The sequence below is a fragment of the Actinophytocola sp. genome, from assembly GCF_036378875.1.
In the GTDB taxonomy this organism is placed as follows: domain Bacteria; phylum Actinomycetota; class Actinomycetes; order Mycobacteriales; family Pseudonocardiaceae; genus Actinophytocola.
The window spans coordinates 212,972-238,543 of record NZ_DASUVO010000101.1 but is presented as its reverse complement, the minus strand read 5'-3'; the positions used below and the strand labels follow the sequence as shown (position 1 = coordinate 238,543).

Annotated in this window: 28 protein-coding genes; 21 read left to right on the top strand and 7 right to left on the bottom strand. The window is 70.0% G+C overall.

Annotated elements, in window-relative coordinates:
- The first annotated feature begins 11 nt into the window (after positions 1-11).
- The 6 genes from VF106_RS30270 to VF106_RS30245 all read left to right on the top strand — a co-directional run bounded on the left by VF106_RS30270 (position 12) and on the right by VF106_RS30245 (position 6,307).
- Entirely contained in the window at positions 12-1,079 is a 1,068-nt protein-coding gene (locus VF106_RS30270) for a UDP-N-acetylmuramate dehydrogenase (RefSeq protein WP_330843280.1), read from the top strand.
- A 177-nt stretch (positions 1,080-1,256) separates the two neighbouring features.
- Positions 1,257-2,399 (top strand): L,D-transpeptidase, encoded by a 1,143-nt coding sequence (locus VF106_RS30265; protein WP_414639103.1) that lies wholly within the window; start codon positions 1,257-1,259, stop codon positions 2,397-2,399.
- Complete coding sequence (locus VF106_RS30260) at positions 2,400-3,221, top strand: alpha/beta fold hydrolase (RefSeq protein WP_330843278.1); 822 nt, start codon at positions 2,400-2,402, stop codon at positions 3,219-3,221.
- A gap of 43 nt (positions 3,222-3,264) precedes the next feature.
- A complete protein-coding gene (gene mshA / locus VF106_RS30255; protein ID WP_330843277.1) occupies positions 3,265-4,536 on the top strand; it encodes a D-inositol-3-phosphate glycosyltransferase in 1,272 nt (423 codons plus the stop codon).
- Positions 4,537-4,672: 136 nt separating this feature from the next.
- Entirely contained in the window at positions 4,673-5,149 is a 477-nt protein-coding gene (locus VF106_RS30250; RefSeq protein ID WP_330843422.1) for a type III secretion system chaperone family protein, read from the top strand.
- A 405-nt stretch (positions 5,150-5,554) separates the two neighbouring features.
- A complete protein-coding gene (locus VF106_RS30245; protein WP_330843276.1) occupies positions 5,555-6,307 on the top strand; it encodes a phosphoglyceromutase in 753 nt (250 codons plus the stop codon).
- Between the two features lie 400 nt (positions 6,308-6,707).
- Here the strand turns inward: VF106_RS30245 and VF106_RS30240 are convergent, their stop codons facing one another.
- Entirely contained in the window at positions 6,708-7,349 is a 642-nt protein-coding gene (locus tag VF106_RS30240) for a DNA-binding response regulator (protein ID WP_330843275.1), read from the bottom strand.
- Positions 7,350-7,444: 95 nt separating this feature from the next.
- On the opposite strand from VF106_RS30240, the gene VF106_RS30235 reads away from it, so the two are divergent.
- From VF106_RS30235 to VF106_RS30175, 13 genes are all read left to right on the top strand, one after another.
- Entirely contained in the window at positions 7,445-8,344 is a 900-nt protein-coding gene (locus VF106_RS30235; protein ID WP_330843274.1) for an oxidoreductase, read from the top strand.
- 108 nt (positions 8,345-8,452) lie between these two features.
- Complete coding sequence (locus tag VF106_RS30230; protein ID WP_414639096.1) at positions 8,453-9,598, top strand: sensor histidine kinase; 1,146 nt, start codon at positions 8,453-8,455, stop codon at positions 9,596-9,598.
- Entirely contained in the window at positions 9,595-10,281 is a 687-nt protein-coding gene (locus tag VF106_RS30225) for a response regulator (protein WP_330843273.1), read from the top strand. Before VF106_RS30230 ends, VF106_RS30225 begins: the two co-directional genes overlap by 4 nt.
- A 43-nt stretch (positions 10,282-10,324) precedes the next feature.
- A complete protein-coding gene (locus tag VF106_RS30220; protein WP_330843272.1) occupies positions 10,325-11,263 on the top strand; it encodes a Ppx/GppA phosphatase family protein in 939 nt (312 codons plus the stop codon).
- Between the two features lie 117 nt (positions 11,264-11,380).
- Positions 11,381-12,559: an Rv0497 family membrane protein gene (locus tag VF106_RS30215; RefSeq protein ID WP_330843271.1), complete on the top strand. Its 1,179-nt coding sequence runs from the start codon at positions 11,381-11,383 to the stop codon at positions 12,557-12,559.
- A complete protein-coding gene (locus VF106_RS30210; RefSeq protein WP_414639095.1) occupies positions 12,556-13,329 on the top strand; it encodes a sugar phosphate isomerase/epimerase family protein in 774 nt (257 codons plus the stop codon). The genes VF106_RS30215 and VF106_RS30210 overlap by 4 nt, the downstream gene beginning before the upstream one ends.
- Before the next feature lie 77 nt (positions 13,330-13,406).
- On the top strand, positions 13,407-14,333 hold the full coding sequence (locus VF106_RS30205; RefSeq protein WP_330843420.1) for a proline dehydrogenase family protein: 927 nt from the start codon (positions 13,407-13,409) through the stop codon (positions 14,331-14,333).
- 58 nt (positions 14,334-14,391) lie between these two features.
- Positions 14,392-15,234, top strand: coding sequence for a thioesterase family protein (locus VF106_RS30200; protein ID WP_330843269.1), 843 nt, complete (start codon positions 14,392-14,394; stop codon positions 15,232-15,234).
- A 106-nt stretch (positions 15,235-15,340) separates the two neighbouring features.
- On the top strand, positions 15,341-16,156 hold the full coding sequence (proC, locus tag VF106_RS30195; protein ID WP_330843268.1) for a pyrroline-5-carboxylate reductase: 816 nt from the start codon (positions 15,341-15,343) through the stop codon (positions 16,154-16,156).
- Between the two features lie 134 nt (positions 16,157-16,290).
- Complete coding sequence (locus tag VF106_RS30190; RefSeq protein WP_330843419.1) at positions 16,291-16,509, top strand: helix-turn-helix domain-containing protein; 219 nt, start codon at positions 16,291-16,293, stop codon at positions 16,507-16,509.
- A 149-nt stretch (positions 16,510-16,658) separates the two neighbouring features.
- On the top strand, positions 16,659-16,760 hold the full coding sequence (locus VF106_RS30185; RefSeq protein ID WP_018684825.1) for a 30S ribosomal protein bS22: 102 nt from the start codon (positions 16,659-16,661) through the stop codon (positions 16,758-16,760).
- A gap of 172 nt (positions 16,761-16,932) precedes the next feature.
- Positions 16,933-17,853 (top strand): NAD-dependent epimerase/dehydratase family protein, encoded by a 921-nt coding sequence (locus VF106_RS30180; protein WP_330843267.1) that lies wholly within the window; start codon positions 16,933-16,935, stop codon positions 17,851-17,853.
- A 12-nt stretch (positions 17,854-17,865) separates the two neighbouring features.
- A complete protein-coding gene (locus VF106_RS30175) occupies positions 17,866-18,807 on the top strand; it encodes a lysophospholipid acyltransferase family protein (RefSeq protein WP_330843266.1) in 942 nt (313 codons plus the stop codon).
- Here VF106_RS30175 and VF106_RS30170 read toward each other — a convergent pair.
- The 5 genes from VF106_RS30170 to VF106_RS30150 form a co-directional block, all read right to left on the bottom strand.
- Complete coding sequence (locus VF106_RS30170; RefSeq protein ID WP_330843265.1) at positions 18,804-19,370, bottom strand: hypothetical protein; 567 nt, start codon at positions 19,368-19,370, stop codon at positions 18,804-18,806. The two genes, VF106_RS30175 and VF106_RS30170, sit on opposite strands and share 4 nt — an antisense overlap.
- Positions 19,371-19,373: 3 nt before the next feature.
- Positions 19,374-19,499 (bottom strand): hypothetical protein, encoded by a 126-nt coding sequence (locus VF106_RS30165; protein ID WP_330843264.1) that lies wholly within the window; start codon positions 19,497-19,499, stop codon positions 19,374-19,376.
- On the bottom strand, positions 19,496-20,383 hold the full coding sequence (locus VF106_RS30160) for an HAD family hydrolase (protein ID WP_330843263.1): 888 nt from the start codon (positions 20,381-20,383) through the stop codon (positions 19,496-19,498). The genes VF106_RS30165 and VF106_RS30160 overlap by 4 nt, the downstream gene beginning before the upstream one ends.
- A 138-nt stretch (positions 20,384-20,521) precedes the next feature.
- Positions 20,522-21,385, bottom strand: coding sequence for a DUF5667 domain-containing protein (locus tag VF106_RS30155; protein ID WP_330843262.1), 864 nt, complete (start codon positions 21,383-21,385; stop codon positions 20,522-20,524).
- Between the two features lie 993 nt (positions 21,386-22,378).
- Positions 22,379-23,035, bottom strand: coding sequence for a sigma-70 family RNA polymerase sigma factor (locus VF106_RS30150; protein WP_524535861.1), 657 nt, complete (start codon positions 23,033-23,035; stop codon positions 22,379-22,381).
- A gap of 160 nt (positions 23,036-23,195) precedes the next feature.
- Here VF106_RS30150 and VF106_RS30145 point away from each other — a divergent pair, with 160 nt between their 5' ends.
- Together VF106_RS30145 and VF106_RS30140 are read left to right on the top strand one after the other, a co-directional pair.
- On the top strand, positions 23,196-24,674 hold the full coding sequence (locus VF106_RS30145) for an AMP-binding protein (protein WP_330843260.1): 1,479 nt from the start codon (positions 23,196-23,198) through the stop codon (positions 24,672-24,674).
- 4 nt (positions 24,675-24,678) lie between these two features.
- Entirely contained in the window at positions 24,679-24,906 is a 228-nt protein-coding gene (locus VF106_RS30140; protein ID WP_330843418.1) for a glutaredoxin family protein, read from the top strand.
- Positions 24,907-25,036: 130 nt separating this feature from the next.
- Here VF106_RS30140 and VF106_RS30135 read toward each other — a convergent pair whose 3' ends face one another.
- The gene (locus VF106_RS30135) at positions 25,037-25,462 is read right to left on the bottom strand and encodes a hypothetical protein (protein WP_330843259.1); all 426 of its coding nucleotides are present in this window, start codon (positions 25,460-25,462) and stop codon (positions 25,037-25,039) included.
- Positions 25,463-25,572: the final 110 nt, after the last annotated feature.

Genomic DNA, 25,572 nt, shown 5'->3' with positions numbered 1-25,572 from the left:
CGTTGGTGCCCATGACGAGCCTCCCCCTCGCCGCCGTGCCGCTTTCCGGGTACACGACCCTTCGTGTCGGCGGCCCCGCCACGCGGTTCGTGCCGGCCGAGTCGGCGGAGGAGGTCGTGACGGCCGTCCGCGAGACCTCGGACCGGCTGCTGGTCCTGGGCGGCGGCTCGAACCTCGTGATCGCCGACGACGGCTTCGCCGGCACGGTCGTCCAGGTCGCCAACAAGGGCAGCAAGATCGACTCCTTGGGCGACGGTCGTGTGGCGCTGACCGTGGAGGCCGGTGAGGACTGGGACGCGGTCGTCCGCCAGACGGTGGAGGCGGGCCTCGGCGGTCTCGAGTGCCTGTCCGGCATCCCGGGTTCGGTCGGTGCCACGCCCGTGCAGAACGTCGGCGCGTACGGGGTGGAGATCGCGCAGCTGCTGATCTCTGTGGACCTGCTCGACCGGGCGTCCGGCGAGGTCCGCACGCTGGCCGCGGCCGAGCTGGCCCTGGGGTACCGGACGAGCATGCTGAAGAACACCGAGCGCGCGGTCGTCCTGCGGGTCCGCTTCGAGCTGGCCGACGGCGGCCGGTCCGCACCCATCCGGTACACGGAGCTGGCCCGGGTTCTCGGTGTGCGGCAAGGAAAGCAGGTCCCTGCCGCGGACGCGCGCGCCGCCGTGCTCGAGCTGCGCCGCGGCAAGGGCATGGTCCTTGACCCGGCCGACCACGACACGTGGAGCGTCGGCTCGTTCTTCACCAACCCCGTCGTGGCGGACTCGGAGCTGCCGTCCGTGCTGGCCCGCATCGCGTCGGTCGTCGGCGCGGACACGCCGGTGCCGCAGTACCCGGCCGGTGTCGGCACGTCGAAGCTGTCGGCGGCGTGGCTGATCGAACGCGCCGGGTTCGCGAAGGGCTACCCGGGTGTGGACGCCCGGGTGAGGCTGTCGAACAAGCACACCCTGGCGCTGACCAACCGCGGCCATGCCACGACGGCCGACATCCTCACCCTGGCGCGGGAGGTCCGCGACGGCGTCCGCGCGAGGTTCGGCGTCACGCTGGCACCCGAGCCCGTGCTCGTGGGCTGCGAGCTCTAGATTCCACGGGTCGTCACCGCCTGAGACGGGTAACCCCACACCGTGGGTGGGTGGCCAAGTGACAACCGTCACACTGTAGGCGGCACACCCTCGGTGCCGATGAGGCGTCCTTAAGTCATTGAGGGAATTCGGTAAGGCGGAGGTTGAACGGTGAGATCCGGACGGCGGTTTCTCGGCATGGTCGCGACGATGGTCGCCGCCATCGCGTTGCTCGCGTCCTGCACGTCGGAGGGCGGCGGCGGGATCGCCGGGTCGCCCGAAGCGAAGGACGCGGCGGCCGCCAAGATCGCCTTCGCGCCGGCCAACGGCACCGCCGACGTCGCGGTCACCGAGCCGGTGAAGATCACGGTCGACGGGGGAGAGTTGACCGAGGCGACCGTGACCAACCCGGAGGGCGCGCCGCTCGCCGGCCAGATCGCGGCGGACAAGAAGAGCTGGACCAGCGGCGAGGTCCTCGGCTACGGCAAGACCTACAACTACACGGCCAAGGCGAAGAACGCCGACGGCAAGGAGACGACCGAGTCCGGGTCGTTCACCACGCTGGCGCCGGCCTCGACCCCACGCGCGACGATCAACCCGGGCGACAACGCCACCGTCGGCGTCGGCATGCCGGTCAGCATCAAGTTCCCCGAGGGCGCGCCGGAGGACAAGGCCGCCGTCGAGAAGGCGCTGAAGGTGGAGACCTCGGTGCCGGTCGAGGGCTCGTGGGCGTGGATCAGCAAGACCCAGGTCGACTGGCGGCCCAAGGAGTACTGGCCGGCGAACACCCAGGTCAAGGTCACCGCGAGCCTGTACGGCGTGGCCTACGGCGGCGGCGCGTACGGCAAGGCCGACCTGTCGACGAGCTTCACCATCGGCCGCAACCAGGTCGTGAAGGTCAACACGCCGGACCACGTGATGAACGTCTACCGGGACGGTTCCCTCTACGCGAGCTACCCGTCCAGCAACGGTGAGGACGCCAACCCCGACCTCAACACGCCGAACGGCACCGTGATCGTCATGGCGAAGGAGGAGGTCGGCGACTTCTCGAACCCGCGCTACGGGTACACGAACGTGATGAAGAAGTGGGCCGTCCGCATCTCCAACCACGGCGAGTTCATCCACGAGAACAACGACAACGCCGCCAACATCGGCAAGCGGAACACCTCCCACGGGTGTGTCAACCTGCTGGAGGCCGACGCCAAGGCGTACTTCGACAGCGCGCTGATCGGCGACCCGGTGGAGATCACCGGCTCGCAGGCCAACTACCCGACCACCTCGGACGTCTTCGACTGGCTCATCTCGTGGGAGCAGTGGAAGTCCATGTCGGCGCTGAGCTAGATGCGGGACCTGTTGGGTGCCGGCGGGGTACGCATCGCGGTGCGGACCGCCGGTGACCCACAGGGGCCGCCGATCGTGTTCGTGCACGGCTGGGCGTCGTCGAGCGCGACGTGGGTCGGCCAGCTGACCGACCTCGAGCTGGCCGCACGGCACCGGCTCATCGCTCTCGACCTGCGTGGGCACGGCGCCTCGGCGGTCGCGGTCGACGGCTACGACGACCCGGCGACCTGGGCCGACGACCTCGCGGCCGTGCTGGCCCACGCCGGCCGGCCCGCGGTGCTCGTCGGCTGGTCGTACGGCGGTGTCGTGATCACCGACTACCTGCGGCAACGCGGCACCGCGGGTGTCGCGGGCCTGGTGTTCGTCGGTGCGCTCACCGAGTTGGGCCCCGGCCACCCCGGCGGGGCGATCGGCGCGGCCTGGGACGGCATCCTGCGTGCGGTCCTGTCCGAGGACCCGGACGAGGCGGTGCCCGCGCTGACCACACTCGCGAAGCGGATGACCGCGACGCCCCGGTCCGGCGCCGAGATCCAACGGAATACCGGCGAGATGCTGTCCGTGCCGCCCGCGGTCAGGAAAGCTCTGTTCCGGCGGGATGTCGGCAGCGCCGACGTGCTGGCCGCCGTGGACGTGCCCACCCTGGTCGTGCACGGCACCGAGGACGCCGTGGTGAGCCCGGCCACAGCGGAGTACGTGGCCGGGAAGATTCCGGGGGCTGTCCTGCGTTGGTACGTCGCAGGAGGACATATGCCGTTCGCTGAGCGCCGTGAGGAGTTCAACGCGGCCCTGCTGGAGTTCGCGGGGTCGGTTGCCAACCACTGATTCGGGGGTGGATGTGTCGGTCCGAGAAGGGTCAGTCGTCCGGTTGCGGCGGCTACCTCGCCGGGTCGCCGTGCTGTCGCTGCACACCTCGCCGCTTGAGCAGCCGGGCACCGGTGACGCGGGCGGTATGAACGTGTACATCACGCAGACCGCGACGAGAATGGCCCGGCAGGGCATCGCCGTCGAGGTGTTCACCCGCGCGACCTCCTCGGACCTGCCGCCGGTCGCCGAACTGGCTCCCGGCGTGCTCGTGCGGCACCTCAACGCCGGCCCGTACGAGCCGCTCGCGCGTGACGAACTGCCCGCGCAGCTGTGCCAGTTCACCGCGGGCGTGCTGCGGACCGAGGCCCGCCACGAACCCGGCTACTACGACCTCCTGCACTCGCACTACTGGCTGTCCGGCCAGGTCGGCTACCTCGCGCGGGACCGCTGGGGCGTCCCGCTCGTGCACTCCGCGCACACGCTCGCGAAGGTCAAGAACGCCGCGCTCGCCGACGGGGACACCCCGGAGCCGAGGACGCGGGTGATCGGCGAGCAGCAGGTGGTGGACGAGGCCGACCAGCTGATCGCCAACACCGACGTCGAGGCCGGGCAGCTCGTCGACCTGTACGGCGCGCTGCCCGACAAGGTGCACACGGTCGCGCCCGGCGTCGATTTGGACCTGTTCCGGCCCGGCTCCCGTGCTTCCGCTCGCCGCGCGCTTGGCATCGACCAGTCCGCGCACGTGCTCGCGTTCGTCGGCCGGATCCAGCCGCTGAAGGCGCCGGACGTGCTCCTGCGCGCGGCGGCCGAACTGCTTGATCGGGGCGCGGTGTCCAGGTCGCGACTGGTCGTGGTCGTGGTCGGTGGGCCGTCGGGGAGCGGGCTCGAAGCGCCGACCGCGCTGCAGGAGCTGGCCGCGTCGCTCGGTATCGACGACGTCGTCCGGTTCCTGCCACCGCGGCGGGGCGCGGAGCTGCGGGACGTGTACCGCGCCGCCGACGTGGTCGCGGTGCCAAGCCACAACGAGTCGTTCGGGCTGGTCGCGCTGGAGGCGCAGGCCTGCGGCACCCCGGTGGTCGCGGCCGCGGTCGGCGGGCTGCCGGTGGCGGTCGCCCACGGCCGGTCCGGCCTGCTCGTGCCGGGTCACCGCGCCGGCACCTGGGCGTCGGCCCTGTCGTCCGCGCTGCGGATGCGTACCCGACTGTCGGTGGGCGCCGTCGAGCACGCCGCCGAGTTCTCGTGGGACCGTACGACTGACACGCTGGTGGCCGGGTACGCCGACGCCGCGAGCGCGTTCCGACGTGCGGTCTTCGAGGCGGAGGTGGCGGTGTGAGCGGAGCTTGCGGAGCGAACCATCGATATTCAGACTGGCAGCTCGACCGCGGAGGGCGCCGGTGGAGCGGAGCCTGCGGAGCGTTCCGGCGCCACGGAGCGGGCGAGGTGGCGGTGTGACGGAGCCTGGTTCGGTCATCGAGGCGTTCTTGGCCGAGCGGGAGCTGAAGTTCACCTCACCGGGGGCCGGCCGGTATTTCGTGACCCTGCCGGGGACCAAGAAGCTGCAGACCAACGTGTGGTTGCGGGTGAACCCGCACGCGCTGGTGGTGGAGGCGTTCGTGTGCCGGCGACCGGACGAGGCGCACGAGGACGTGTACCGGTTCATGTTGCGCCGCAACGCGAAGCTCTACGGGGTGGCGTACACGGTCGACCAGCTCGGCGACATCTACCTGGTGGGGCGGGTGTCCCACGAGGCCGTGACGTCCGACGAGCTGGACCGGCTGCTCGGCCAGGTGCTCGAGGCGGCCGACGGGGACTTCAACTCGTTGCTGGAGTTGGGGTTCGCCGCGTCGATCCGCCGGGAGTACGAGTGGCGCGTGTCGCGCGGGGAGTCGCTCGCGAACCTGAAGGCGTTCGAGCACATGCTGACGCCGTCGTCGCCGAACACGTGACATGGGTTCGCGGAGCGGCTTGGGCGAGGGGGGAGTCGCGATCCCAAGCCGCCCCGCGTAAGGTTCCCGCCGCGTCGGAGCCCTGAGCGGGGGGCACCCATGGGAATCCGGGCGGGGTACGGCTCGGCAGGGGAGACGAGCCGTACTGCTTGCCCTCTCGGATCAGGGAGTGCGTGGGAGCTGATCCGCTAGGGCCTCGTCAACCTGTCAGAAGTCGCGCGGTTACACAAGGCCACCTGTCACTCCGCGAAAGGGTAAATGCGTTCCGTAGGTAACGATTGGGTGACGACCCTTACGAGCGGTGTCGACATAGCGTTGTTCGGAGCACTCAGTTTGATCCGAACGGGTGGCCCTGAATCGTGGCCCCTGATTTGAAGATCGAGGTGGTCTGGCAGGCTGCTCAGCATGTCTGGATCGATTTCGGTCGGAACGCTGATCCTGCTCCGCCACGGCGAGAGCGTGTGGAACGCGGAAAACCTGTTCACAGGCTGGGTCGACGTGGCGCTTTCGGACAAGGGCGTCGCGGAGGCACAGCGGGGCGGCGAGCTGCTCCGTGACGCCGGGCTGCTGCCCGACATCGTGCACACGTCCGTGCTGCGCCGGGCCATCTCGACCGCGAACATCGCGCTGGACGTGGCAGAACGTCACTGGATCCCGGTGCGCCGGGACTGGCGGCTGAACGAGCGTCACTACGGTGCGCTACAGGGCAAGAACAAGAAGCAGACGCTGGCGGAGTTCGGCGAGGAGCAGTTCATGCTCTGGCGCCGCTCCTACGACACCCCGCCGCCGCCGATCGAGCTGGGCGCGGAGTACTCCCAGGACGGCGACGCCCGGTACGCCGGCACGGAGATCCCCCGCACCGAATGCCTGAAGGACGTGGTCGCCCGGATGCTCCCGTACTGGGAGGCCGAGGTGGTCCCGGACCTGCGCGCCGGCAAGACGGTGCTGCTGGCCGCCCACGGCAACTCGCTGCGCGCACTGGTGAAGTACCTGGACCGCATCTCGGACGACGCGATCGCCAGCCTGAACATCCCAACGGGAATTCCCCTGCGCTACGACCTGAACGAGCAGCTGGAACCCCTGAACCCAGGCGGCACCTACCTGGACCCGACAGCAGCGGAAGCCGCGGCAGCAGCAGTAGCCAACCAGGGCCGCTAACCCGCGAGTCCAACGCTCCAGACCCGCGTGTCCAACAAACGGGACCGCCGAGTTCGACATTCGGTTGTCCACAGCCCCCGGGGTTGTCCACACCCACGATCGACAACCCCGGGACTGTCACCCCCCACCGGTAGACTGGCCAGTGGGTGGCCCCCCGGGAGTGGTGGGGTGTGCCATCGCGTGGGGCTGGTGGCGTCGCACGTTGCGAGGGGTGTGGGCCTGGTCAGGCTCAGCTTTTTCGCGGGCGGCGGCACCCGCAGGGTGTTGCGCGAGCCACCCGTTTCGGGACACTGACGCGCGGCCCGGGGAAGCCCAGCGCTGCGTCACTGGCGATGTCTCGAAAGACGCTCTCCTGTCGTTGAACGTCATCAGCGCGTCTTTCAGTACGTGCGCCTGGCCGTTAGATCAGGCCAAGGTCGCGGGCTCGGGCGCCGGCCTGGAAGCGGGATTCCGCGCCGAGGGCGTTCATCAGTTCGGCCACCCGGCGTCGGTAGGTGCGCACCCCAAGTCCGAGTGTCCGGGCCGCGGTCTCGTCCTTGCAGCCGGATGCGAGCAGTTCCAACACCCGCGGCGCCACGTCGCACAGTTCTGCGTGCTGGGCGTCGTACACGGCGAGGTCCGTCGCGGAGCGCCAGGCCGCGTCGAACAGGGACGCCACGTTCTGCACCACGGCCGGCTCCGACACCACGCCGTAGCCACGCCGTCCGTCGCGCAGGTCGCCGGCCAGGATGGCGAACCTGCGGTCGATGATGATCGTCTCGTTGAGGTCGTCCGACGTGATGCGGACCTCGGCGCCGTGCTTCTCGGCGATGTTCCGCAGGTGTTGCGCCATCGACGGGTTCAGCAGCACCCCTGGCCGGTACAGCTTCCGCAGCCGTGCCGGCTTCGTGACCGGCGCCGGCGAGCGGACCTGCCGGGTGGCCGCCCACGTGTTCATGTCCCGTGCCGCGCAGATGATCTCGCTGGCCGTCGCGAACAGGTGTGCCGTGCGGGCGAACAGTTCTTCCTCGCCGTGGAGGACCGGCACCTGCTCGAGGCTCATGCCATCCAGTGTTCCCCACTCGCAACCCGGTCGCCAAAGTCGGCAAGAAGTTGCCAATCCCAGCAGGCCGAACGCCGGATTCGGAAGCTGGCCTTATGACCACAACAGCAGCGGCTGCCGGCACCTGGCAGTTCGGCGACCTCACCGTCAACCGCCTCGGGTTCGGGGCCATGAGGCTCATGGCCAAGGCCGACGGGACGCCCAGTGACCGCAAGACCGCCATCGAGGTCCTGCAGCGGGCGGTCGAGCTGGGTGTCAACCACATCGACACCGCCGCCTTCTACTTCTCCAACCTCCGCTCCGCCAACGAGCTGATCAACACCGCGCTGGCGCCCTACCCGGACGACCTGGTCATCACCACCAAGGTCGGGCCCGGTCGGGACCCGGCAGGCGTCTGGCTGCACGTCGACACGAAGGACGGCCTCCGCGGCCAGGTCGAGGAGAACATCCGCCAGCTCGGCCTCGACCGGCTCGACGTCGTCAACCTCCGCATCGGCCAGGGACTCGAGCGGGGCACGGGCTCGGTCCGTGCGCGTTTCGAGGCACTCGCCGAGCTTCAGCAGGAAGGTCTCATTCGACACCTCGGCATCTCCAACGTCGGCGCCGAACACCTGAAGGAGGCACTCGACATCGCGCCCGTGGTCTGCGTCCAAAACCAGTACGGACTCGTCACCCGCCGCGAGGACGACGCGCTCATCGAGCTGTGCGCGGAGCACGACGTCGCTTTCGTCCCGTTCTTCGCGATCGGTGCGGCAGTGCCCGGCGCGTCGCCCTTCGGTCCGGCCAACGAGGCGGGCAAGGAGGTGATCGCCGAGGTCGCCGGCCGGCACGGCGCCACCGAGGCGCAGGTCCGGCTCGCGTGGACACTCCACAAGGGACCGAACGTCCTCGCCATCCCCGGCACCGGCAACCCGGCTCATCTGGAGGAGAACGTCGCCGCCGCCGATCTGCGGCTGACCGACGAGGACCTGTCCCACTTGGACACGATTGGGTAAACGACTGCTTTCACCAGGGCGAACAACACCCCGATTAGGTGTCGGGACAATCACCTCTGGCCGTGCCGGTCTGGTACACACCACCCCTCGACTGCTTACGATTCGCCCGTGACCGACGTGGTCTGGACTTTCCTGACATTCGGTGCGCTGGTCGTCGGCCTGCTCGGGGGTGCGGGTATCGCCAGGGCACGACACCGGTCGGCGGCGCAGCCCCCGACCGGTCCGACCATTTCGGTTTTACTGCAACGGCTCTTCCAGTCCTCGCACAACGCGGTCGTCATCCTCAACGAGTTCGGTGACGTCGTGCAGCACAACCCGCGATCCGAGGAGCTGGGCGTGGTCCGCAACCGCCGCGTCGACACCCCCACCAAGAAGGCCGCAGAGCTCGCCAAGGAGACCGGTGAGCCGGTGGAGATCGAGTTACGGCCGCAGGAACGCTCCCTCGGCCGCGGCCCGGAGGCCGTGCGTGGCGAGATCCGCCCGCTCGGTGACGGGTTCCTGGCGGTCGACGCGGCCGACGAGTCCGAGGCGGTCCGCCTTGAGGCCACCCGCCGTGACTTCGTCGCCAACGTGAGCCACGAGCTGAAGACCCCGGTCGGCGCGATGGCGCTGCTCGCCGAGGCCGTGCTGGACGCGGCGGACGACCCCGAGGCCGTCCGCCGCTTCACCACGAAGGTCCTCCACGAGGCCACCCGGCTGGGCACCCTCGTCACCGAGCTGATCGCGCTCTCCCGGCTCCAGGGCGCCGAGCGGCTGCCCGAGCTGAACACGGTCGACATCGACGCGGTCGTCCGCGACGCGCTGTCCCGCGCCAAGCTCTCGGCCGAGAACACCGGCATCGACATCGCCACCGACGCCGACAGCGCGCTGCTCGTCGAGGGCGACCGCGCCCTGCTGGTCACCGCGCTCGCGAACCTCCTCGAGAACGCCGTCGCCTACTCCCAACCGGGCAGCCCAGTCTCGATCAGCCGCCGCCGCGTCGGCGACTTCGTCGAGATCTCGGTCACCGACCGGGGCATCGGCATTCCCGAGGAGGAGCAGCAGCGCGTGTTCGAGCGGTTCTACCGGCTCGACAAGGCCCGCTCCCGCGCGACCGGCGGCACCGGTCTCGGGCTGGCCATCGTCAAGCACGTCGCCGCCAACCACGGCGGTGAGGTCAAGCTGTGGAGCCGGCCGGGCACCGGCTCCACGTTCACGCTGCGGATCCCCGCCCATGTCAACTCCAGCAGCGTCAACTCAGGAGGAAAGCCGTGACCAGGGTGCTGATCGTGGAGGACGAGGAGTCGTTCGCCGACCCGCTCGCCTTCCTGCTGCGCAAGGAGGGCTTCACGGCGGCCGTCGCGAGCACCGGACAGCAGGCGCTCGAGGAGTTCGACCGCAACGGCGCCGACATCGTCCTGCTCGACCTGATGCTGCCCGGGATGAGCGGCACGGACGTGTGCAAGGCGCTGCGCCAGCGCTCGACCGTGCCGGTGATCATGGTGACTGCGCGGGACAGTGAGATCGACAAGGTCGTGGGCCTGGAGATCGGCGCGGACGACTATGTGACGAAGCCGTACTCGGCCCGTGAGCTGATCGCACGGGTGCGCGCGGTGCTGCGTCGCGGCGGCGAGTCGGCCGACAGCGAGCTGTTGCCGCAGGTGCTCGCGGCCGGCCCGGTCCGGATGGACGTGGAGCGGCACGTGGTGACCGTCGACGGTGTCGAGATCCCGCTCCCGCTGAAGGAGTTCGACCTGCTCGAGTACCTTCTTCGCAACGTCGGCCGGGTCCTGACCCGAGGTCAGCTGATCGACCGGGTCTGGGGCGCGGACTACGTCGGTGACACCAAGACGCTCGATGTCCACGTCAAGCGCCTGCGGTCCAAGATCGAGCCCGATCCGGCGTCGCCGAGGCACCTCGTCACCGTGCGTGGCCTCGGTTACAAGTTCGAATCGTGAAGAAACCCTTCCCATAACGCGACCTCCGGGTAACCTTCGGCCCGTGCGCCTAGGGGTTTTGGACGTCGGGTCCAACACCGTCCACCTGCTCGTCGTGGACGCGCATCGTGGTGCGCACCCGACGCCGGCCAGCTCGCAGCGCTCGGTGCTGCGTCTCGCCGAGCGGCTGACCGAGTGCGGCGACCTGTCGGACGAGGGCATCGAGGCCCTGGTGACCACGGTCACCGAGGCCAAGAGGTCGGCCCGCCGGCTCGGCTGCGAGGACCTGATGGCCTTCGCGACCTCGGCGGTCCGTGACTGCGGCAACGTCGCTGACGTGCTGGCCAGGGTCCGCGACGAGACCGGGGTGGAGCTGCGGGTCCTCACCGGCAAGGACGAGGCGAAGCTCACGTTCCTGGCCGCCCGCCGCTGGCTCGGGTGGTCCGCCGGCCGGCTGCTCGTGCTCGACATCGGCGGCGGCTCGCTCGAACTCGCGATCGGTATCGACGAGGCGCCGGACTACGCCAAATCCGTACCCTTCGGGGCCGGCCGGCTCACCCGAGAGCGGTTCACCAGTGACCCTCCGTCACGAGACGAGGTCGTGAAGACCGCGGACTGGCTGGCCGACCAGCTCACGCCGATCGCGCGGAAGGTCGCGAAACAGGGCGTGCCCGACCACGTGGTCGCCACGTCGAAGACGTTCCGGACGCTGGCCAGGCTGACGGGCGCGGCGCCGTCGTCGGCCGGGCCGAGGGCGCGCCGGGTACTGACCGAGCCGGGCCTGCGGCAGCTCATCGCGTTCATCAGCCGGATGAGCGCCGCCGACCTGGCCGAGCTCGAGGGAGTGAGCGCGAGCCGGTCACACCAGCTCGTGGCGGGGGCGCTGGTGGCGCAGGCCACCATGCGTGCGCTGGAGCGGGACGAGCTGGAGATCTGTCCGTGGGCGCTGCGCGAGGGAGTCATATTGCGACGGCTTGACCAGGCCGATGGGGAGGAGCCGTGATGCGCGACGAGGACCTCAGCGGGGGGCATTCATAATGTGGTCTGCACGTTGCGAGCAAGAGGGCCTGGAGTGCTCGGCCGCTGGACGAATCGGCCGGCGACGGGCACGGTGGAGTCGATGAGTCACGAAGGCGGACCAGAGCAGTCTCAGCGCACGGTAGCTGAGCTGCTCGCCAAGTACGGTGCCGAAGGGGGCGAGCGTCCCCGGCGCCGTCGTCGGCGTGCGGACGACCCGAGCGACACCGGGGCACAGCAGATCATCGAGCGGGTGCTGTCGGAGTCGGGCGAGATGCAGGCCATCCGCGACGACACCCCGCCGCCGGAGCGAACCTCGCACCGCAGGAGCGGCGAGCGCACCGGCTTCCAGCAGCCGGTGCCGCCGAGTCGGCGCCAGCCCGGCCAGCAGTCCTCGCAGCAGCTGCCGAGACCGCTGCCTCCGCAGCCGTCGCAGCAGCTCCCGAGACCGCAGCCGTCGCCAGGGCAGCAGTCGTCGAGCCGGTTGCCGATGCCGGGCATCGGGCAGCACGGGCCGACGACGCCCGTACGCGGCACGCCGAGACCGCAGCCCCCGCAGCCGTCACAGCAGCTGCCAAGACCGCAACCGTCACAGCGCATGCCGCTCCCGCCCGTGCCGCCGGGCGGCACACGGGAACGCACGGGCATCCGTTCGCGGCTCGACGGTGACGCTCCGCCACCCCCGGCGCCACCCGTGGCCGGTCCGTCCGCGGAGACGACCGAGGAACTGCCGAGGGTCTCGGGCCGGGTCCCGGTGGACGGTTCGTCGACCGGTCGCCGCCCCGGCATGGACAGCCGTACCCAGATCTCCCCGGTCTACCCGGGGGACCCCTACGCGGACCCGTCCGTTGAGGAGGACGACTACCGGAGCCCGTACCCGGCAGCCGACCCCGACGATCGCTACGACTCGGCCGAGTACGACAACCTGCTCGACGAGGACGAGCGCGGCCTTCCGCGTGACGCCCCTGACGAGCTGGAGGACCTCGAGGACGACGACCTCGACGAGGACCGCAGGCGCTCCCCGGTCATGGAGTGGCTGGTCATGTTCGGCCAGCTGGCCCTCGGCGTCATCGGCGGCGCCGCGGTGTGGCTCGGGTTCAACTGGTTGTGGGGCTTCCTGCCGGCGGCCGCCCTCGCGGCGGCGGTGGTCGTGATCGCCACGCTCGTGCTGATCATCAGGAAGATCCGCCGTGCGGAGGACCTGCAGACGACGGTCCTCGCGGTGCTGGTCGGCCTGGTGGTGACGGTGTCCCCGGCAGCACTCCTGCTGCTCAACCGGTGATCCGGGTCGGGGTATCGACCGCGTCGGTGTGGCCGCGTACCGCCACGTCCGCGTTCGAGCTGGCGGCGACGCTCGGCTACGACGGGGTCGAGGTGATGGTCTGGGCCGACCCGATCAGCCAGGACCCGGCGGCACTGAGGCGCAGGTCACGCCAGTACGGGGTGCCCGTGCTGGCGGTACACGCACCCTGTCTGTTGATCACGCAGCGGGTCTGGTCCCCGCTGCCGGAGCAACGGCTGCGCCGCTCGGTGGAGGCGGCCGCCGACCTTGGCGCGCCGACCGTGGTGATCCACCCGCCGTTCCGCTGGCAGCGCCGCTACGCCGACGGCTTCGCCGACCTCGTGGCCGAGCTGGAGGAGTCGTCGGGCATCGCGATCGCCGTGGAGAACATGTTCCCGGTGCGCCGTTTCGGCCGCGAGGTCTCGGCGTTCGTCCCGTCCATCGACCCGACGGACGTCGGCTACCGCAACTACACGCTGGACCTGTCCCACACGGCGACCGCCGGCATGGACGCCCGTTCCTTACGCGACCGGATGGGCACCGCGCTGCGCCACCTGCACCTGGCCGACGGCACCGGCCTGCCCCGCGACGAGCACCTGGTTCCCGGCCGAGGAACCCAGCCGTGCGCGGAGATCTGCGAGTCGCTGGCCACGGACTTCGACGGCCAGGTGGTGGTCGAGATCACCACCCGCCGGGCCCGCACGGCGCCGGAACGGGTCAAGGACCTGGCAGAAGCCCTGCTGTTCGCCCGCCTGCACCTGGGCCAGTAACCGCCCGCCCGCCCGATGGTGCCGTCCCTACTGACATGCCACCCGTGCGCATGCGCCTGCACGTAGAGTCCGGTTTCGTGCACCCCCTACGCAGCCTGATCCTGGCCGCGGCCGGTAACGACGTGATCCGTCGGCTGGTGGCGACCGCACCTGTCAGCCGGGATGTCGTCAAGCGTTTCGTGGCCGGCGAGACCACCGCCGACGCGATCGCCGTCACCAGGGAACTCGTCAGCCATGGCCTGACCGTCACCCTCGACTACCTCGGCGAGGACACCACCGACTCCGCGCTCGCCGAGCAGACCGTGCAGGCCTACCTGAAGCTCCTCGACGGACTGAACGAGCACGACCTGGCCAAGCACGCCGAGGTCAGCGTCAAGCTCTCCGCGGTGGGCCAGGCACTCGACGAGTCGCTCGCACGCGAGAACGCGGCCCGTATCTGTGCCGCCGCCGAGCAGGCCGGCACCACGGTCACGCTCGACATGGAGGACCACACCACCACGGACTCCACACTGCGTGTGCTCGCCCAGCTCCGCGGCACGTGGCCGTGGGCGGGCGCCGTGCTGCAGGCCTACCTGCACCGCACCGAGCTGGACTGCGCGCGCCTCGCGACGGCCGGCTCCCGCGTGCGCCTGTGCAAGGGCGCCTACGCAGAGCCGCCGCAGGTCGCCTTTCCCGACCCGCACGACGTCGACCGTAGCTATGTCCGGTGCGCGAACATCCTGCTGCGTGGCGAGGGCGTCCCCATGTTCGCCACCCATGATCCCCGCCTTGTGCAGATCGTCGAGGCGCGCGCGGAGGCACTCGGTCGCAAGCCAGGCGGGTTCGAATTCCAGATGCTGTACGGGATCCGCCCCGAGGAGCAGCTACGCCTCGTGGATCGCGGGCACACCGTACGTGTCTACGTTCCTTACGGCGTGCAATGGTACGGCTACCTGATGCGCAGGCTCGCCGAACGACCGGCGAACACCGCGTTCTTCTTGCGCGCCTTGGTATCCCGTAAGTGATCAACAAACAGGGACCGGGGCGCGATCAGTTCCAACCGGACGTGGCAGGGTAATAATCATGAGCAGTCTTGCTGGCGACGCGCGCGCCGGGCACGGTTCGACCGGGCCGTTCACCACCGCGTCCCGTGTTCGCTCGCTCGGCGACGGCACGTTCGCCGCCACACTGTCCAGTTCCTGGACGATCGGCGGCAAGCCACACGGTGGTTTCCTGATGGCACTGCTGGCTCGCGCCGCGGTGGCGGCGGCGGGCGGAGGTGCGCCGGTCGCCGATCCGCTCAGCGTCAGCACGCAGTTCCTGCGCGCACCGGAGGTCGGCCCTGTGCTGTTGCGCACGGAGGTGCGCAAGAACGGCCGCCAGACCACGGTCGTCGGCGTGAGCCTCGAACAGCGCGGACAGTCCTGTGTGGAAGGTGTGGTGACGACCGGCCGTCTCCCTCGCGAGCGCGCGGCATGGTCGGACCTGCCGAACCAGCCGGCCGAGCCACCGGGCAACGCACTGGACATGGCCGCGCTCCCGATGGCGTCGGTCTTCCGCCTGACGGAAGGCTGCGACGTCCGCATCGACCCGAACGGCGCCGGCTTCTTACACGGGCAGACGAACGACCCACCACGCCTGCGGTTATGGGCGAAGCCACGGAACGAACAGGTAGACCCGATGTTCGCCCTGCTGGTTGGCGACATCGCCCCACCGGTCACGTTCAACCTCGGCCGCTTCGGCTGGTCCCCGACCGTTCAGCTCACCGCGCTGCTCCGCTCCCGCCCCGCCCCCGGCTGGCTCCGTGTACAGGTCGACTGCAAGGCCGTCCACGGCCCCTGGTTCGACGCGGACGCCACGGTCGTCGACTCCACCGGCCGCCTGATCTGCCAGGCCCGCCAGCTGTCGTTGTCGGCAAAGCCCTGATCGAGGTCCCCACTTCTCGCGGAACTCGTCGATCTGTGAGGTCGACAGGCGCGATCTGAGGACCGGTGGACATGACCGAGGACGCCAGCGTGGCACGCTGTCCGGCATGACAGATTCCATCGCGGTGCTCGGGGCCGGGAAGATCGGGGAGGCACTGCTCTCCGGGCTGCTGAACGGCGGTCGCCGGGCCGACGAGCTCATGTTCACCGAGCGGCACCCGGAGCGGGCCGCTGAGCTGACCACTCGCTACGGCGTCCGGGCCGTCGACGTCACGACCGCGGCCAAGGAGGCCACGGTGCTCGTCGTGGCCGTCAAGCCGCAGGACATAGAACCGCTGCTGGACGAGCTGGCGCCGCACGCGCACCGTGACACGCTGATCGTCTCGCTGTGTGCCGGGCTGCCGACCAGTCTCTACGAGCGGCGACTCGACGACGGCGTGCCGGTCGTGCGGGTCATGCCCAACACGCCCATGATCGTCGGCGAGGCCATGTCGGCCATCTCGCCCGGCCGGTACGCCACGAACGACCACCTCGTCACGGTCGAGGATCTGCTGTCGGCCGTCGGGCTCGTGGTTCGGGTGCCGGAGTCGCAGCAGGACGCGGTGACCGCGCTGTCCGGTTCCGGCCCGGCGTACTTCTTCTACCTCGTCGAGGCCATGATCGACGCCGGGATCCTGCTGGGGCTGCCCCGGGCGGTCGCCGAGAAGCTGATCATCCAGTCGGCTGTCGGCGCCGCCACCATGCTCGCCAAGACCGGGGAGCACCCGGTCATCCTCCGTGAGGCGGTGACCTCGCCGGCCGGCACGACCATCATGGCCATTCGCGAACTGGAGAAGCACGGCGTCCGTGCCGCGCTGCTCGCCGCCATCGAGGCCGCGCGGGACCGGTCTCAGGAGCTGGGCAAGGCCCACGAGCCGAACTGATCTTGTGCGAAAAAACCGGCCCTTGGCATCGCATCAGTCACACCAGTCCCGCTAGTCTCGGGAGAAGCACGTGCGTGTCGATACCGTCAGTGGGGAAGCTGACGGCGCGACACGTGTCGAAGGACGCGGTGAGCATGCCGGCGAACAAGAAAGAACCGGAGCCACCTGGTCTCGCACAGGTGCAGTTCCTGACGGTGGCCGAGGTGGCCACCATGATGCGGGTTTCGAAGATGACCGTGTACCGGCTGGTACACAACGGCGAGCTGCCCGCGGTGCGGGTCGGCAAGTCGTTCCGGGTACCGGAACAAGCGGTGCATGACTACCTACGTAGCGCCTATTTCGACGCTGGCTAGGTAGCCGGTGCGGAGCGCCCCATGACGCCCAGGTAATCTTGAGGACCGTTGCCTGGTTGTCATTTGGGGCGCGTCCGTGACCGGACCTGGTCGTGTGGTCGCTGCCGTTTCCAGGTAGACCCGACCACCGACTGAAGCAGAGGTACCGCATGGGCTCGGTCATCAAGAAGCGCCGCAAGCGCATGTCCAAGAAGAAGCACCGCAAGTTGCTGCGCAAGACGCGCGTGCAGCGTCGCAAGCTGAAGAAGTAGCCGTTGTGGCGGTGGGTGTCCGCCGAACGAGTGACATCCACCAAAACAGCGTGTGACCTGCGTTAACTACGCGTTGCCAACGACGAATCAGTCACGATTCGGATGTAGAGTCGCGGACGGCCGCCTCGCGTGTTAGGCGGATTTCCCAACCGTGACGGTTCATCGGAGTCGTATGGCGCCCAAGGTTGTCCTCGTTACCGGAGTCGCCGACCAGCTCGGTGGCCAGCTCGCTGACACCCTGGCCGCCGACCCGGGCATCGATCGTGTGCTCGGCGTCGACACGGCGCCTCCGGCGACGACGAACACGCGGGTCGAGTTCGTGCGCACGGACATCCGTGGCCCGAAGATCACCAAGCTGATCGACTCGGCCAAGGTCGACACGGTGGTGCACGCCGCGCCCCGGCCCAGTGTCGGGCCGCGTCGGGTTGCCATCAAGGAGCTCAACGTCATCGGCACGATGCGGCTCCTGGCGGCCTGCCAGCGGGCACGGACCGTGCGCAAGCTGGTCGTGAAGTCCACCGCCGAGGTGTACGGCGCGAGCGCGAGCTCACCCGCCGTGTTCACCGAGCAGGACGCGCCCGAGAACGGCCGCGCCGAGGCCGTCGAGATCGAGGCCTACGTCCGTGGTTTCGCACGCCGCCGCCCGGACGTGGCGCTGACCGTCATCCGGTTCGCCGACGTCATCGGTCCCGACGTGGACAACGCGCTGACCAGGTACTTTTCGCTGCCCGTCGTGCCGACCGTGCTCGGCTTCGACGCCCGCGTGCAGCTCCTCCACGACACCGACGCGCTCGCCGTGCTGAGCCGCGCCGCCACCCACGACCTGCCCGGCGTCTACAACGCGGGCGGTGACGGGGTGCTGATGCTGTCGCAGGCCATCCGCCGTGCCGGCCGCGTCCCGCTGCCGATGCCCCGTGCCGCCATCGGCACCGCGACCCGCCTCGCGGGCGGCCGGGTCGACCTGTCACCTGGCCAGGCCGGGCTGCTGAACTACGGCCGCGTCATCGACACCACCCGTCTGAAGACCACGTTCGGGTTCACCCCGAAGTGGACTACCGCCGCCGCGTTCGACGACTACGTCCGCGGCCGCTAGGGGGAAGCACACATGCCCGTCCAGGAAGCAGAAGTCATCCCACTGCGCCGCCGCGCGTCAGAAGACCCCGCACGGCCACGGCTGGCGTCCGTCACCGAGCTGCGGCCGCGACGCGAGCCGGAGTCGCTGGCCGGCCGCGTCGCCGGTTTCGTCCGCAAGCGACTGACCGGCGACTACCCGGTCGACGACTTCGGCTTCGACCCGCAGCTGACGGACTCGGTGATCATGCCGCCGCTGCGCCTGATCTACGAGAAGTGGTTCCGTGTCGAGGTGACGGGCGTGGCGAACCTGCCGGTCGACGGCGGTGCGCTGATCGTCGCCAACCACTCAGGCACGCTGCCGTGGGACGCCGTGATGACCGCCATCGCCGTCCACGACAACCACCCGAGGGGCAAGCATCTGCGTATGCTGGGCGCGGACCTGGTGTTCAAGGTGCCGGTGCTGAGCTCGATCGCCCGCCGGACGGGCCAGACCCTCGCGTGCGGCGCGGACGCGCAGCGGCTGCTGGCGTCCGGTGAGCTGGTCGGTGTGTGGCCGGAGGGCTTCAAGGGCATCGGCAAGCCGTTCAGCGAGCGCTACCAGCTGCAGCGGTTCGGCCGCGGCGGCTTCGCGGGCACGGCCATGAAGGCCGGCGTGCCGATCATCCCGTGCTCGATCGTGGGTGCCGAGGAGATTTACCCGAAGCTCGCCGACCTCCAGCCACTGGCGAAGCTGCTCGGCCTGCCGTACTTCCCGATCACCCCGTTCTTCCCGCTGCTCGGGCCGCTGGGCGCGATCCCGCTGCCGACGAAGTGGCACATCGACTTCGGCGAGCCCATCCGCACCGACCTGGCCACCCCGGACGAGGTCGACGACCCCGGCGTGGCGCTCCAGGTGGCCGAGGAGGTCCGGGAGACCATCCAGGAGACGCTGGACAGCATGGTCGCCGAACGGAAGTCCGTCTTCCAGGGCTAGGCGAGCGGCAGCAGCGTCTTTCGCAGCACCGGTCTGGCGGCCTCGGTGTCCGTGAACCCGACCGAGGCGAGCACGTGCGTCGGCGTCAGCGGAGCCCACATCGGCTCGTTCACGGACACCTCGGTGATCACGAGGTGGAAGGGCTTGGCCTCCCGGCCCAACTCCTGCTCCAGCTCCTTGACCACCCTGGTCACGTTCGACGTCGGCCGCGCCCTGGCGCGGTTGGCCGCCGTCCGGTGGCGCGCGGCCGGCTCCTTGAACACCTCCAGCGCGACGCGTAGCGCGGGTCGGCCATCCAACGCCGGCGCGATGTCGTCGACCGGCTCAGACGGATCGTGTTCGCCCTGGTCGCGGCACCACTGCAGGAGGTCCGCCCACCAGCCGGGCCATTCCTCCACGACCGTGTTCCGGTCCACCCCGGCCGGGACGGTCACGGCGACCGAGGGCGTCAGGTTCGGCACGACCGGCTGGACGTCGTCGGACAGCGCGAGCGCGTCGCGCACGTAGAGCGCGAGGTCGATCGACCCCTCGTCGCGGCGGTCCACCCGCCAGGAGTCCTTCATGGTCTAGTACGGCCGTTCGCGGTCGCGGAGCTGGCGGCGTATCTCGGAATCGATGCCGTAGCGCCGACCAAACGAGAACCCGACGCCGAGACAGATCACGGCGACCATCACGATCACAAAACCGGTCATGTTCCCCGCTTCCGGTAGGCGAGGCCGGCGACGACCGCGCCGGCGACGGCGCCCGCGCCGAGCACGGACGGCACCCCGATCTTCGCTGCCTTGCGGCCGGTACGAAAGTCACGGATCTCCCAGCCACGCTTGCGGGCGGTCTCCCGCAGCGTGCCGTCCGGGTTGACCGCGACCGCGGTACCCACCACGGACAGCATGGGCACGTCGTTGGCCGAGTCCGAGTACGCGGTGCACCGCCGCAGGTCGAGGCCCTCCCGGGCGGCGAGCGCGCGAACCGCGTGCGCCTTGGCTGGCCCGTGCAGCATCTCGCCGACGAGCCGGCCGGTGTAGACGCCGTTCTCGCTTTCCAGGACCGTGCCGAGCGCTCCGGCGAGCCCGAGCCGGCGCGCGATGATCGTGGCCAGGTCGACGGGAGTGGCCGTGACGAGCCAGACCCGCTGCCCGGCGTCCATGTGCATCTGGGCGAGTGAGCGGGTGCCCGGCCAGATCTTGTCGGCCATCAGCTCGTCGTAGATCTCCTCGCCGAGCGACATCAGCTCGGCGACCGAGTGCCCGGCGACGAACGAGAGCCCGGACTCCTTCGCGTTGCGGATGCCGTCCTGCGTCTCCCGCCCACCGATGCGGAACATGACCTGCTGGAGCGCGAACTTGGTCAGGTCGGAGGTGGTGAAGAACTTGCGGGCCGCCATCCCACGGGCGAAGTGGAAGATCGACGCGCCCATCATCATCGTGTTGTCGACGTCGAAGAAGGCGGCCGCCGTGAGATCGACGGGCGGCACAGCGCGTTCGGCCTGCTCGAACGCGAACGCGGCTTCGGCCGAAGCCTCACCAGCGATCGTGGCGAGCAGCTCAGGCTCCTTCCCACGGCCACGCCACAGGGACACGGCATTCGCCTCCGCGGTCGAGTCGGTACAGCGGCAACTACATCCAACAGCGTAGCGAGCAGGCTCACCGAGGTTTCGCGTCGCTCGCGCGCACCGGGCCTTCGCACAGCCTCCGCCCGGTTTCGGCCCGGCCTCAGTTCAGCCGATGGTGACCGTGGGCAGCCCCGGCAGAAGCGGCGGCAACTCGATCAGTGGTGGTGTCTCGGGGTCCTGCGTGCCGGTGGTCACCGGTGGCACTGTGGGCAGCGGCACCGTGATCGTCGCACCGGGAACGGGAACTGGCGGCACCTCCGGCGACGGCACGGCGGGAGGCACTGGCGTGCTCGGTTGTTCCGGTCCTGTCGGTGTCCCGGAACTGTCGGTGGCCGGTGGCACACTCGGCGGAGTCGGGCTCGACGCGACCGCGGGGTTCTCCTCGCACGGGGCGGTCGCGGGGAGCGCGCCGATGTCGTCGGAGGAACCGGAGGTTATTTGGTAGCAGTCCATCCGGCCCAGGAGGGCGTCCGCCCGCGCGGTGATCCGGTCCAGCATCGCGTGGGAGGTGATCAGGCGGTTGCGCGCGGCCTCGGGCAGCTGGTCGGCGACCCGCCGCAGCCGGCCGGCCTGTTGTGTCGACCAGTCACGCAGCGACTCGAGGAGACGGCCGTCGCTGCGGGTGGCGAGGTTGATCAGCTGACGTGAGCCGGCGGTGGCGTCGTTGTCGAAGTCGTTGAGCGCGGAGAGATAGCCGCCGACCGGCGCGTCCTCGGGGTTGCCGTAACGCCGGGCAAGGGTCTCGATCTCACCGAGCCGCGCGGTGGCGAACTCGAGGTGCTTGAGCGCCTTGGGCTCGTCCCCGAAGGTGAGCCCGAGAGCGGCGGCCTCGGCGGTGCGCTTGACGCCGTAGAGGGCGTCGCCGGGCAACGCGTCACGGGCGAGCAACACGCTCATCCCGGCCAGCGACCCGACGAGCGCGAGCACGGCCAGCGCCGCGACCGCGAACCGCCCACGCAGCCCAGACAACACACCCCGCCGACCGGCGTCCTCCCGCCCACGCGGCCGAACCGACCCACGGGCACCACCGCCCGGCCGACTGGCCACCGCTTCGCGGGCCCGGCTGGCTCCCGGCTCATGGGGTTGGCTGGTTGCTGTCTCGCGGGTCCGGCTTGCTCCTGCGTCGTGGGGCTGGCTGGTTGCTGTCTCGTGGGGTTGGCTGGTTGCTGTCTCGTGGGTCGGGCTTGCTCCTGTCTCGTGGGACTGGCTGGCTGCCGCCTCGCGGGTCCGGTTTGCTCCTGTCTCGTGGGACTGGCTGGCCACCGCTTCGCGGGTCCGGCTTGCTCCTGTCTCATGGGACTGGCTGGCTGCTGCTTCGCGCGTCGGGCCGGTAGCCGCGTCGGCGGGTCGGTGCGCAACGGTGTCACGGTGCGAAAGGGCGGCCGTGTCGTCGGGCTGGCTGGCCACTGTCTCGCCGGGCTGGCTGATTGCCGGGTCGCTCTGCGGAGAGGCCACCGTGTCTTCGGTCCGGTTGGTGACCGGGTCGTCGTGCGCAGCGGTAGGCGCGTGGCCGGGCTGGCTGGCAACGACGTCCTCTGGCTCGCTGGCTGCCTCGTCGCCGCGTCCTTGCCGCCGAACGCCTCTCCCGGTGTCAGTGCGGCTCCGCCGCCCAGTCGGCGGCTTCAGCGAAAGCGCCCGTTCGCCGATGCGTCTCCGCCGCGGCGTTCTTGTGGTGTGTGGGTCGTCGGTGTCGCTCGCCGACTCGGTCCGGTCCGGTTGTGCCGCCGCGTCAGGGGAGAGCGGGCTTTCCTGCTGGGGTGAGCCCGTCTGTCTGTCCTCGGCGGCGTCGTCATCCGCCAGCCGCAGCATGATCCGGTCACGGATGCGCTGGCGTTCCGCCGCCGTCGGGCCTGTCAGTGTCTCCAGCGACCGCAGGGCCCGCACGACCGTGCGGTCGCGCTCGCCTCTGGGCTCGCCGTCCACACCTGGAAAACGAATCCCTGCCGGTCTGAGTTACGCATTTTACCGAACGTCCGGCGGAAGGAGTTGCGCCAGCCGGCGGACCGCTCTGTGCTGCAAAGCCTTCACGGCCCCCTCGTTGCGGGACATCACGACGGCCGTCTCCGCGACCGAAAGTCCCTGCAGGAAGCGCAGCACAATGCATTCTCGCTGGTCGTCGCCCAGTTGGCGGATGCAGTCGAGCAGTACCGACCGGGTCGCGCCGTCCAGCACCTGCTGTTCCGGACCGGCCTCCACGCGGCCGGACTCGTCGACCTCGGCCGTGGTCACCTCGAGTCGGTAACGGCTGGACTTCACGTGGTCGAGCACCAGGTTGCGGGCGATCGTGACGAACCAGGCGCCGACGTCGCGGCCCTGGTAGCTCACCGTGGTGATCCGGCGCAGCGCACGCAGGAACGTCTCGCTGGTGACGTCCTCCGCGAGTTCCCGGTCCCCGACCCGAAAGAGGACATACCGGAACACCACGTCCACGTACTTGTCGTAGAGCAGCGCGAACGCCGACCGGTCACCCTCCTGGGCGGCGCGCACCAGCTCCCACGTCCCACCGGCCTCCGGCGGTGGTGGCTTCACGGCAGACTCCTGTCGGGGGATCCGGGCAACCTGGACCGCAGCCCGCTGAGCTGGGCGTACGGTCCACATGCACGACTCCCTCGGCTCCATCCCCGGCAGCAGGGTGGCCTGACCAGAGACCTAGGCAGCATACGTGTAGTTACTGGATAGTAGGTAGGTCCACTACTGAGGAGACGCAGGAGTCGGTCAACCATGACGTAAGTGAGTCGTGCCACACTGCCCAAAAGTTGCGTCAAGAGAAGGGTTTCCCATGGTCGACGCCCTGACCGGCAACGTTGCTGACCTTGTCGCCGACGCGGCCGAGAAAACTCCGCGCCGAGCCGCTCTCGTCGACGCCGCCACCAGCCGGACGCTCACCTGGGAGCAGACCGACAACGCGGTCAACGCCTACGCGGTGATCCTTGCGGATGCCGGATTGGCGCCGGGCGACCGGGTGGTCGTCCCGCTGCCGAACGGGCCGGAGTTCTGCGTCGCGTTGTTCGCGGTGCTGCGGGCCGGCGGCATCGCGGTACCGGCCGCCGCTGGCTCGCCGGAACTGCCGCGGCTCGTCGCCGACAGTGGCGCGACGTTCGTGGTGGGCGACAGCGTGCCCGTCCCTGACCTGGACGCGGCCAGCGAGCCGCGTGAGCCGGTGCGCGGCGGCGAGGACATCGCGGTCCTCTGTTACACCTCCGGTACCGCGGGCACGCCGCGTGGCGTGATGCTGTCCCACCGCGCGTTGCTGTCGAACGTCGAGCAGTGCGCACAGCTCGACCCTGCCCCGGTCACCGCGACCGACCGCCTCCTGCTCGTCGTGCCGCTGTTCCACCTCTACGGCCTCGGCCCCGGTCTGCTCCAGGTCACGGCCGCCTGCGCCACCGCCGTGCTGATGGACGGGTTCGGCATCGAGGATGCCCTGTCCGTGTGCGCGGAACACCGGGTGACCGTGCTGGTGGGCGTGCCGGCCATGTACCAGGCACTCGCCACGGCCGGCGACGAGCGGCTCGCGGAGGGGCTGTCCACGGTCCGACTGCTGACCTCGGGGGCGGCGCCGTTGTCCCCGGCCGTGCTGGCGGCGATCACACGAGCGACCGGGCTTGCCGTGTTCGAGGGCTACGGCCTCACGGAAACCGGCCCGGTCCTGACGTCCACGCTGGTCAGCGGCGTCGCGAAGGCCGGCTCGGTCGGCCGTCCGCTGCCGGGGGTCGAGCTGCGGCTGGTCGACAGCGACGGTCGCCCGGTCGGCGTGCCGGCGGACCCGGACGAGACGGAGTGGTTCGACGAGGGCGAGCCGGAGACCGGCCGTGTCGCCGCCCGGGGCCCGAACCTGTTCAGCGGCTACTGGCCCGACGGCACGCACGGCCCCGACGAGGACGGCTGGTTCCGCACCGGTGACGTCGGCTACCTCGACGCGGACGGCGACCTTCGGCTCGTCGACCGCGCGAACGACCTGATCATCGTGAACGGCTTCAACGTCTACCCGAACGAGGTGGAGCGGGTCCTGGACGAGCTGCCCGAGGTGGTCGAGTCGGCCGCGGTCGGGGTGCCGGACGAGCGCAGTGGCGAGCAGGTCGCCGTGTTCATCGTGCGGCGGGCTGGCGCGGAGCTGACCGAGGAGACGGTCCGCGAGCACTGCGCGACCCGGCTGGCCCGCTTCAAGGTGCCGAAGACGGTCCGCTTCGTCGAGGAACTGCCCCACTCGCCGACGGGCAAGGTCCGGCGTGCCTCACTGCGGAGTAGCGTCGCCTGACGTGGTGACTGTGGTGTCGAGGCAGGGCTGCCACCTGTGCGAGGTGGCCGAGGTCGAGGTGGCGCGGATCTGCGCGGAGCTGGACGTGCCGTGGGAGGTCACGGACGTCGACGCGGACCCCGAACTGCGCGCCGAGTACGGCGAACAGGTCCCGGTGATCCTCATCGACGGCGAGGAACACGGCTACTGGCGCGTCGAGGAGGCCCGCCTACGCGCCGCCCTCACCCGCTGACACCCGCTGACACCCGCGAGTCCAACACCAGAGACCCGCGAGTCCAACAGTCAGGACACGTGAGTTCAACAAATCGGGATAGCACGATTTGTTGAACTCACCTGTTCACTGTGTTGGACACGCGGTCGGGTTATACGCACGAGTTCGCCATTCGGCGGATCGCGTCCGTCGCGGCTTCCGTGGCGGCGGGGTCGTCGGCGTCGCCGCCCAGTGCGACAAGGAGATCGCGAGACGCCTGCTGGCAGGTCTGCAGGCCCTGGGCGGTGGCCTTCGCCTTGTCCCGTTCGTCCTCGGCGGTCGCGGTCGCGGTCCGGTCCTCGGCTTCGTCACGGGCGTCCTCGGCCTTCTGGCGTCCGGCGGTCGCGGACGCGGTGTCGGCCTTGGCTTCGGTGAGCGCGCTCGCCGCGGCGGAGGACTCGCTGGCGGCGCCGACGTACAGCACGCCGAACGTGCCGGCTGCGGTCATGGTGGCGAGCAGCACGATGAGGATCGCGCGGACGCGCCGCTCCGGCGGCCTCCGGCCCCCGGTGTCCAGCGTAGGGGGTGGCACCGACATCGGGCCGCTCTGAACAGGTGGAACCGGTCTAGCTGTCCACGGCCCACCGGGTTGTCCCCAACCGTCGTTCGCGGGCACCGAGTTCGTCGGTGGCTGCCAGTAGGCTGGCT

What these genes read in the sequence shown, in the direction of transcription:
- VF106_RS30270 (WP_330843280.1), top strand. Translation starts at nt 12, where the DNA reads ATGACGAGCCTCCCCCTCGCCGCCGTGCCGCTTTCCGGGTACACGACC.
- VF106_RS30265 (WP_414639103.1), top strand. Translation starts at nt 1,257, where the DNA reads ATGGTCGCGACGATGGTCGCCGCCATCGCGTTGCTCGCGTCCTGCACG.
- VF106_RS30260 (WP_330843278.1), top strand. Translation starts at nt 2,400, where the DNA reads ATGCGGGACCTGTTGGGTGCCGGCGGGGTACGCATCGCGGTGCGGACC.
- VF106_RS30245 (WP_330843276.1), top strand. Translation starts at nt 5,555, where the DNA reads ATGTCTGGATCGATTTCGGTCGGAACGCTGATCCTGCTCCGCCACGGC.
- VF106_RS30240 (WP_330843275.1), bottom strand. Translation starts at nt 7,349, where the DNA reads ATGAGCCTCGAGCAGGTGCCGGTCCTCCACGGCGAGGAAGAACTGTTC.
- VF106_RS30235 (WP_330843274.1), top strand. Translation starts at nt 7,445, where the DNA reads ATGACCACAACAGCAGCGGCTGCCGGCACCTGGCAGTTCGGCGACCTC.
- VF106_RS30215 (WP_330843271.1), top strand. Translation starts at nt 11,381, where the DNA reads ATGAGTCACGAAGGCGGACCAGAGCAGTCTCAGCGCACGGTAGCTGAG.
- VF106_RS30200 (WP_330843269.1), top strand. Translation starts at nt 14,392, where the DNA reads ATGAGCAGTCTTGCTGGCGACGCGCGCGCCGGGCACGGTTCGACCGGG.
- proC (WP_330843268.1), top strand. Translation starts at nt 15,341, where the DNA reads ATGACAGATTCCATCGCGGTGCTCGGGGCCGGGAAGATCGGGGAGGCA.
- VF106_RS30190 (WP_330843419.1), top strand. Translation starts at nt 16,291, where the DNA reads ATGCCGGCGAACAAGAAAGAACCGGAGCCACCTGGTCTCGCACAGGTG.
- VF106_RS30185 (WP_018684825.1), top strand. Translation starts at nt 16,659, where the DNA reads ATGGGCTCGGTCATCAAGAAGCGCCGCAAGCGCATGTCCAAGAAGAAG.
- VF106_RS30180 (WP_330843267.1), top strand. Translation starts at nt 16,933, where the DNA reads ATGGCGCCCAAGGTTGTCCTCGTTACCGGAGTCGCCGACCAGCTCGGT.
- VF106_RS30175 (WP_330843266.1), top strand. Translation starts at nt 17,866, where the DNA reads ATGCCCGTCCAGGAAGCAGAAGTCATCCCACTGCGCCGCCGCGCGTCA.
- VF106_RS30170 (WP_330843265.1), bottom strand. Translation starts at nt 19,370, where the DNA reads ATGAAGGACTCCTGGCGGGTGGACCGCCGCGACGAGGGGTCGATCGAC.
- VF106_RS30165 (WP_330843264.1), bottom strand. Translation starts at nt 19,499, where the DNA reads ATGACCGGTTTTGTGATCGTGATGGTCGCCGTGATCTGTCTCGGCGTC.
- VF106_RS30150 (WP_524535861.1), bottom strand. Translation starts at nt 23,035, where the DNA reads ATGGAGCCGAGGGAGTCGTGCATGTGGACCGTACGCCCAGCTCAGCGG.
- VF106_RS30145 (WP_330843260.1), top strand. Translation starts at nt 23,196, where the DNA reads ATGGTCGACGCCCTGACCGGCAACGTTGCTGACCTTGTCGCCGACGCG.
- VF106_RS30135 (WP_330843259.1), bottom strand. Translation starts at nt 25,462, where the DNA reads ATGTCGGTGCCACCCCCTACGCTGGACACCGGGGGCCGGAGGCCGCCG.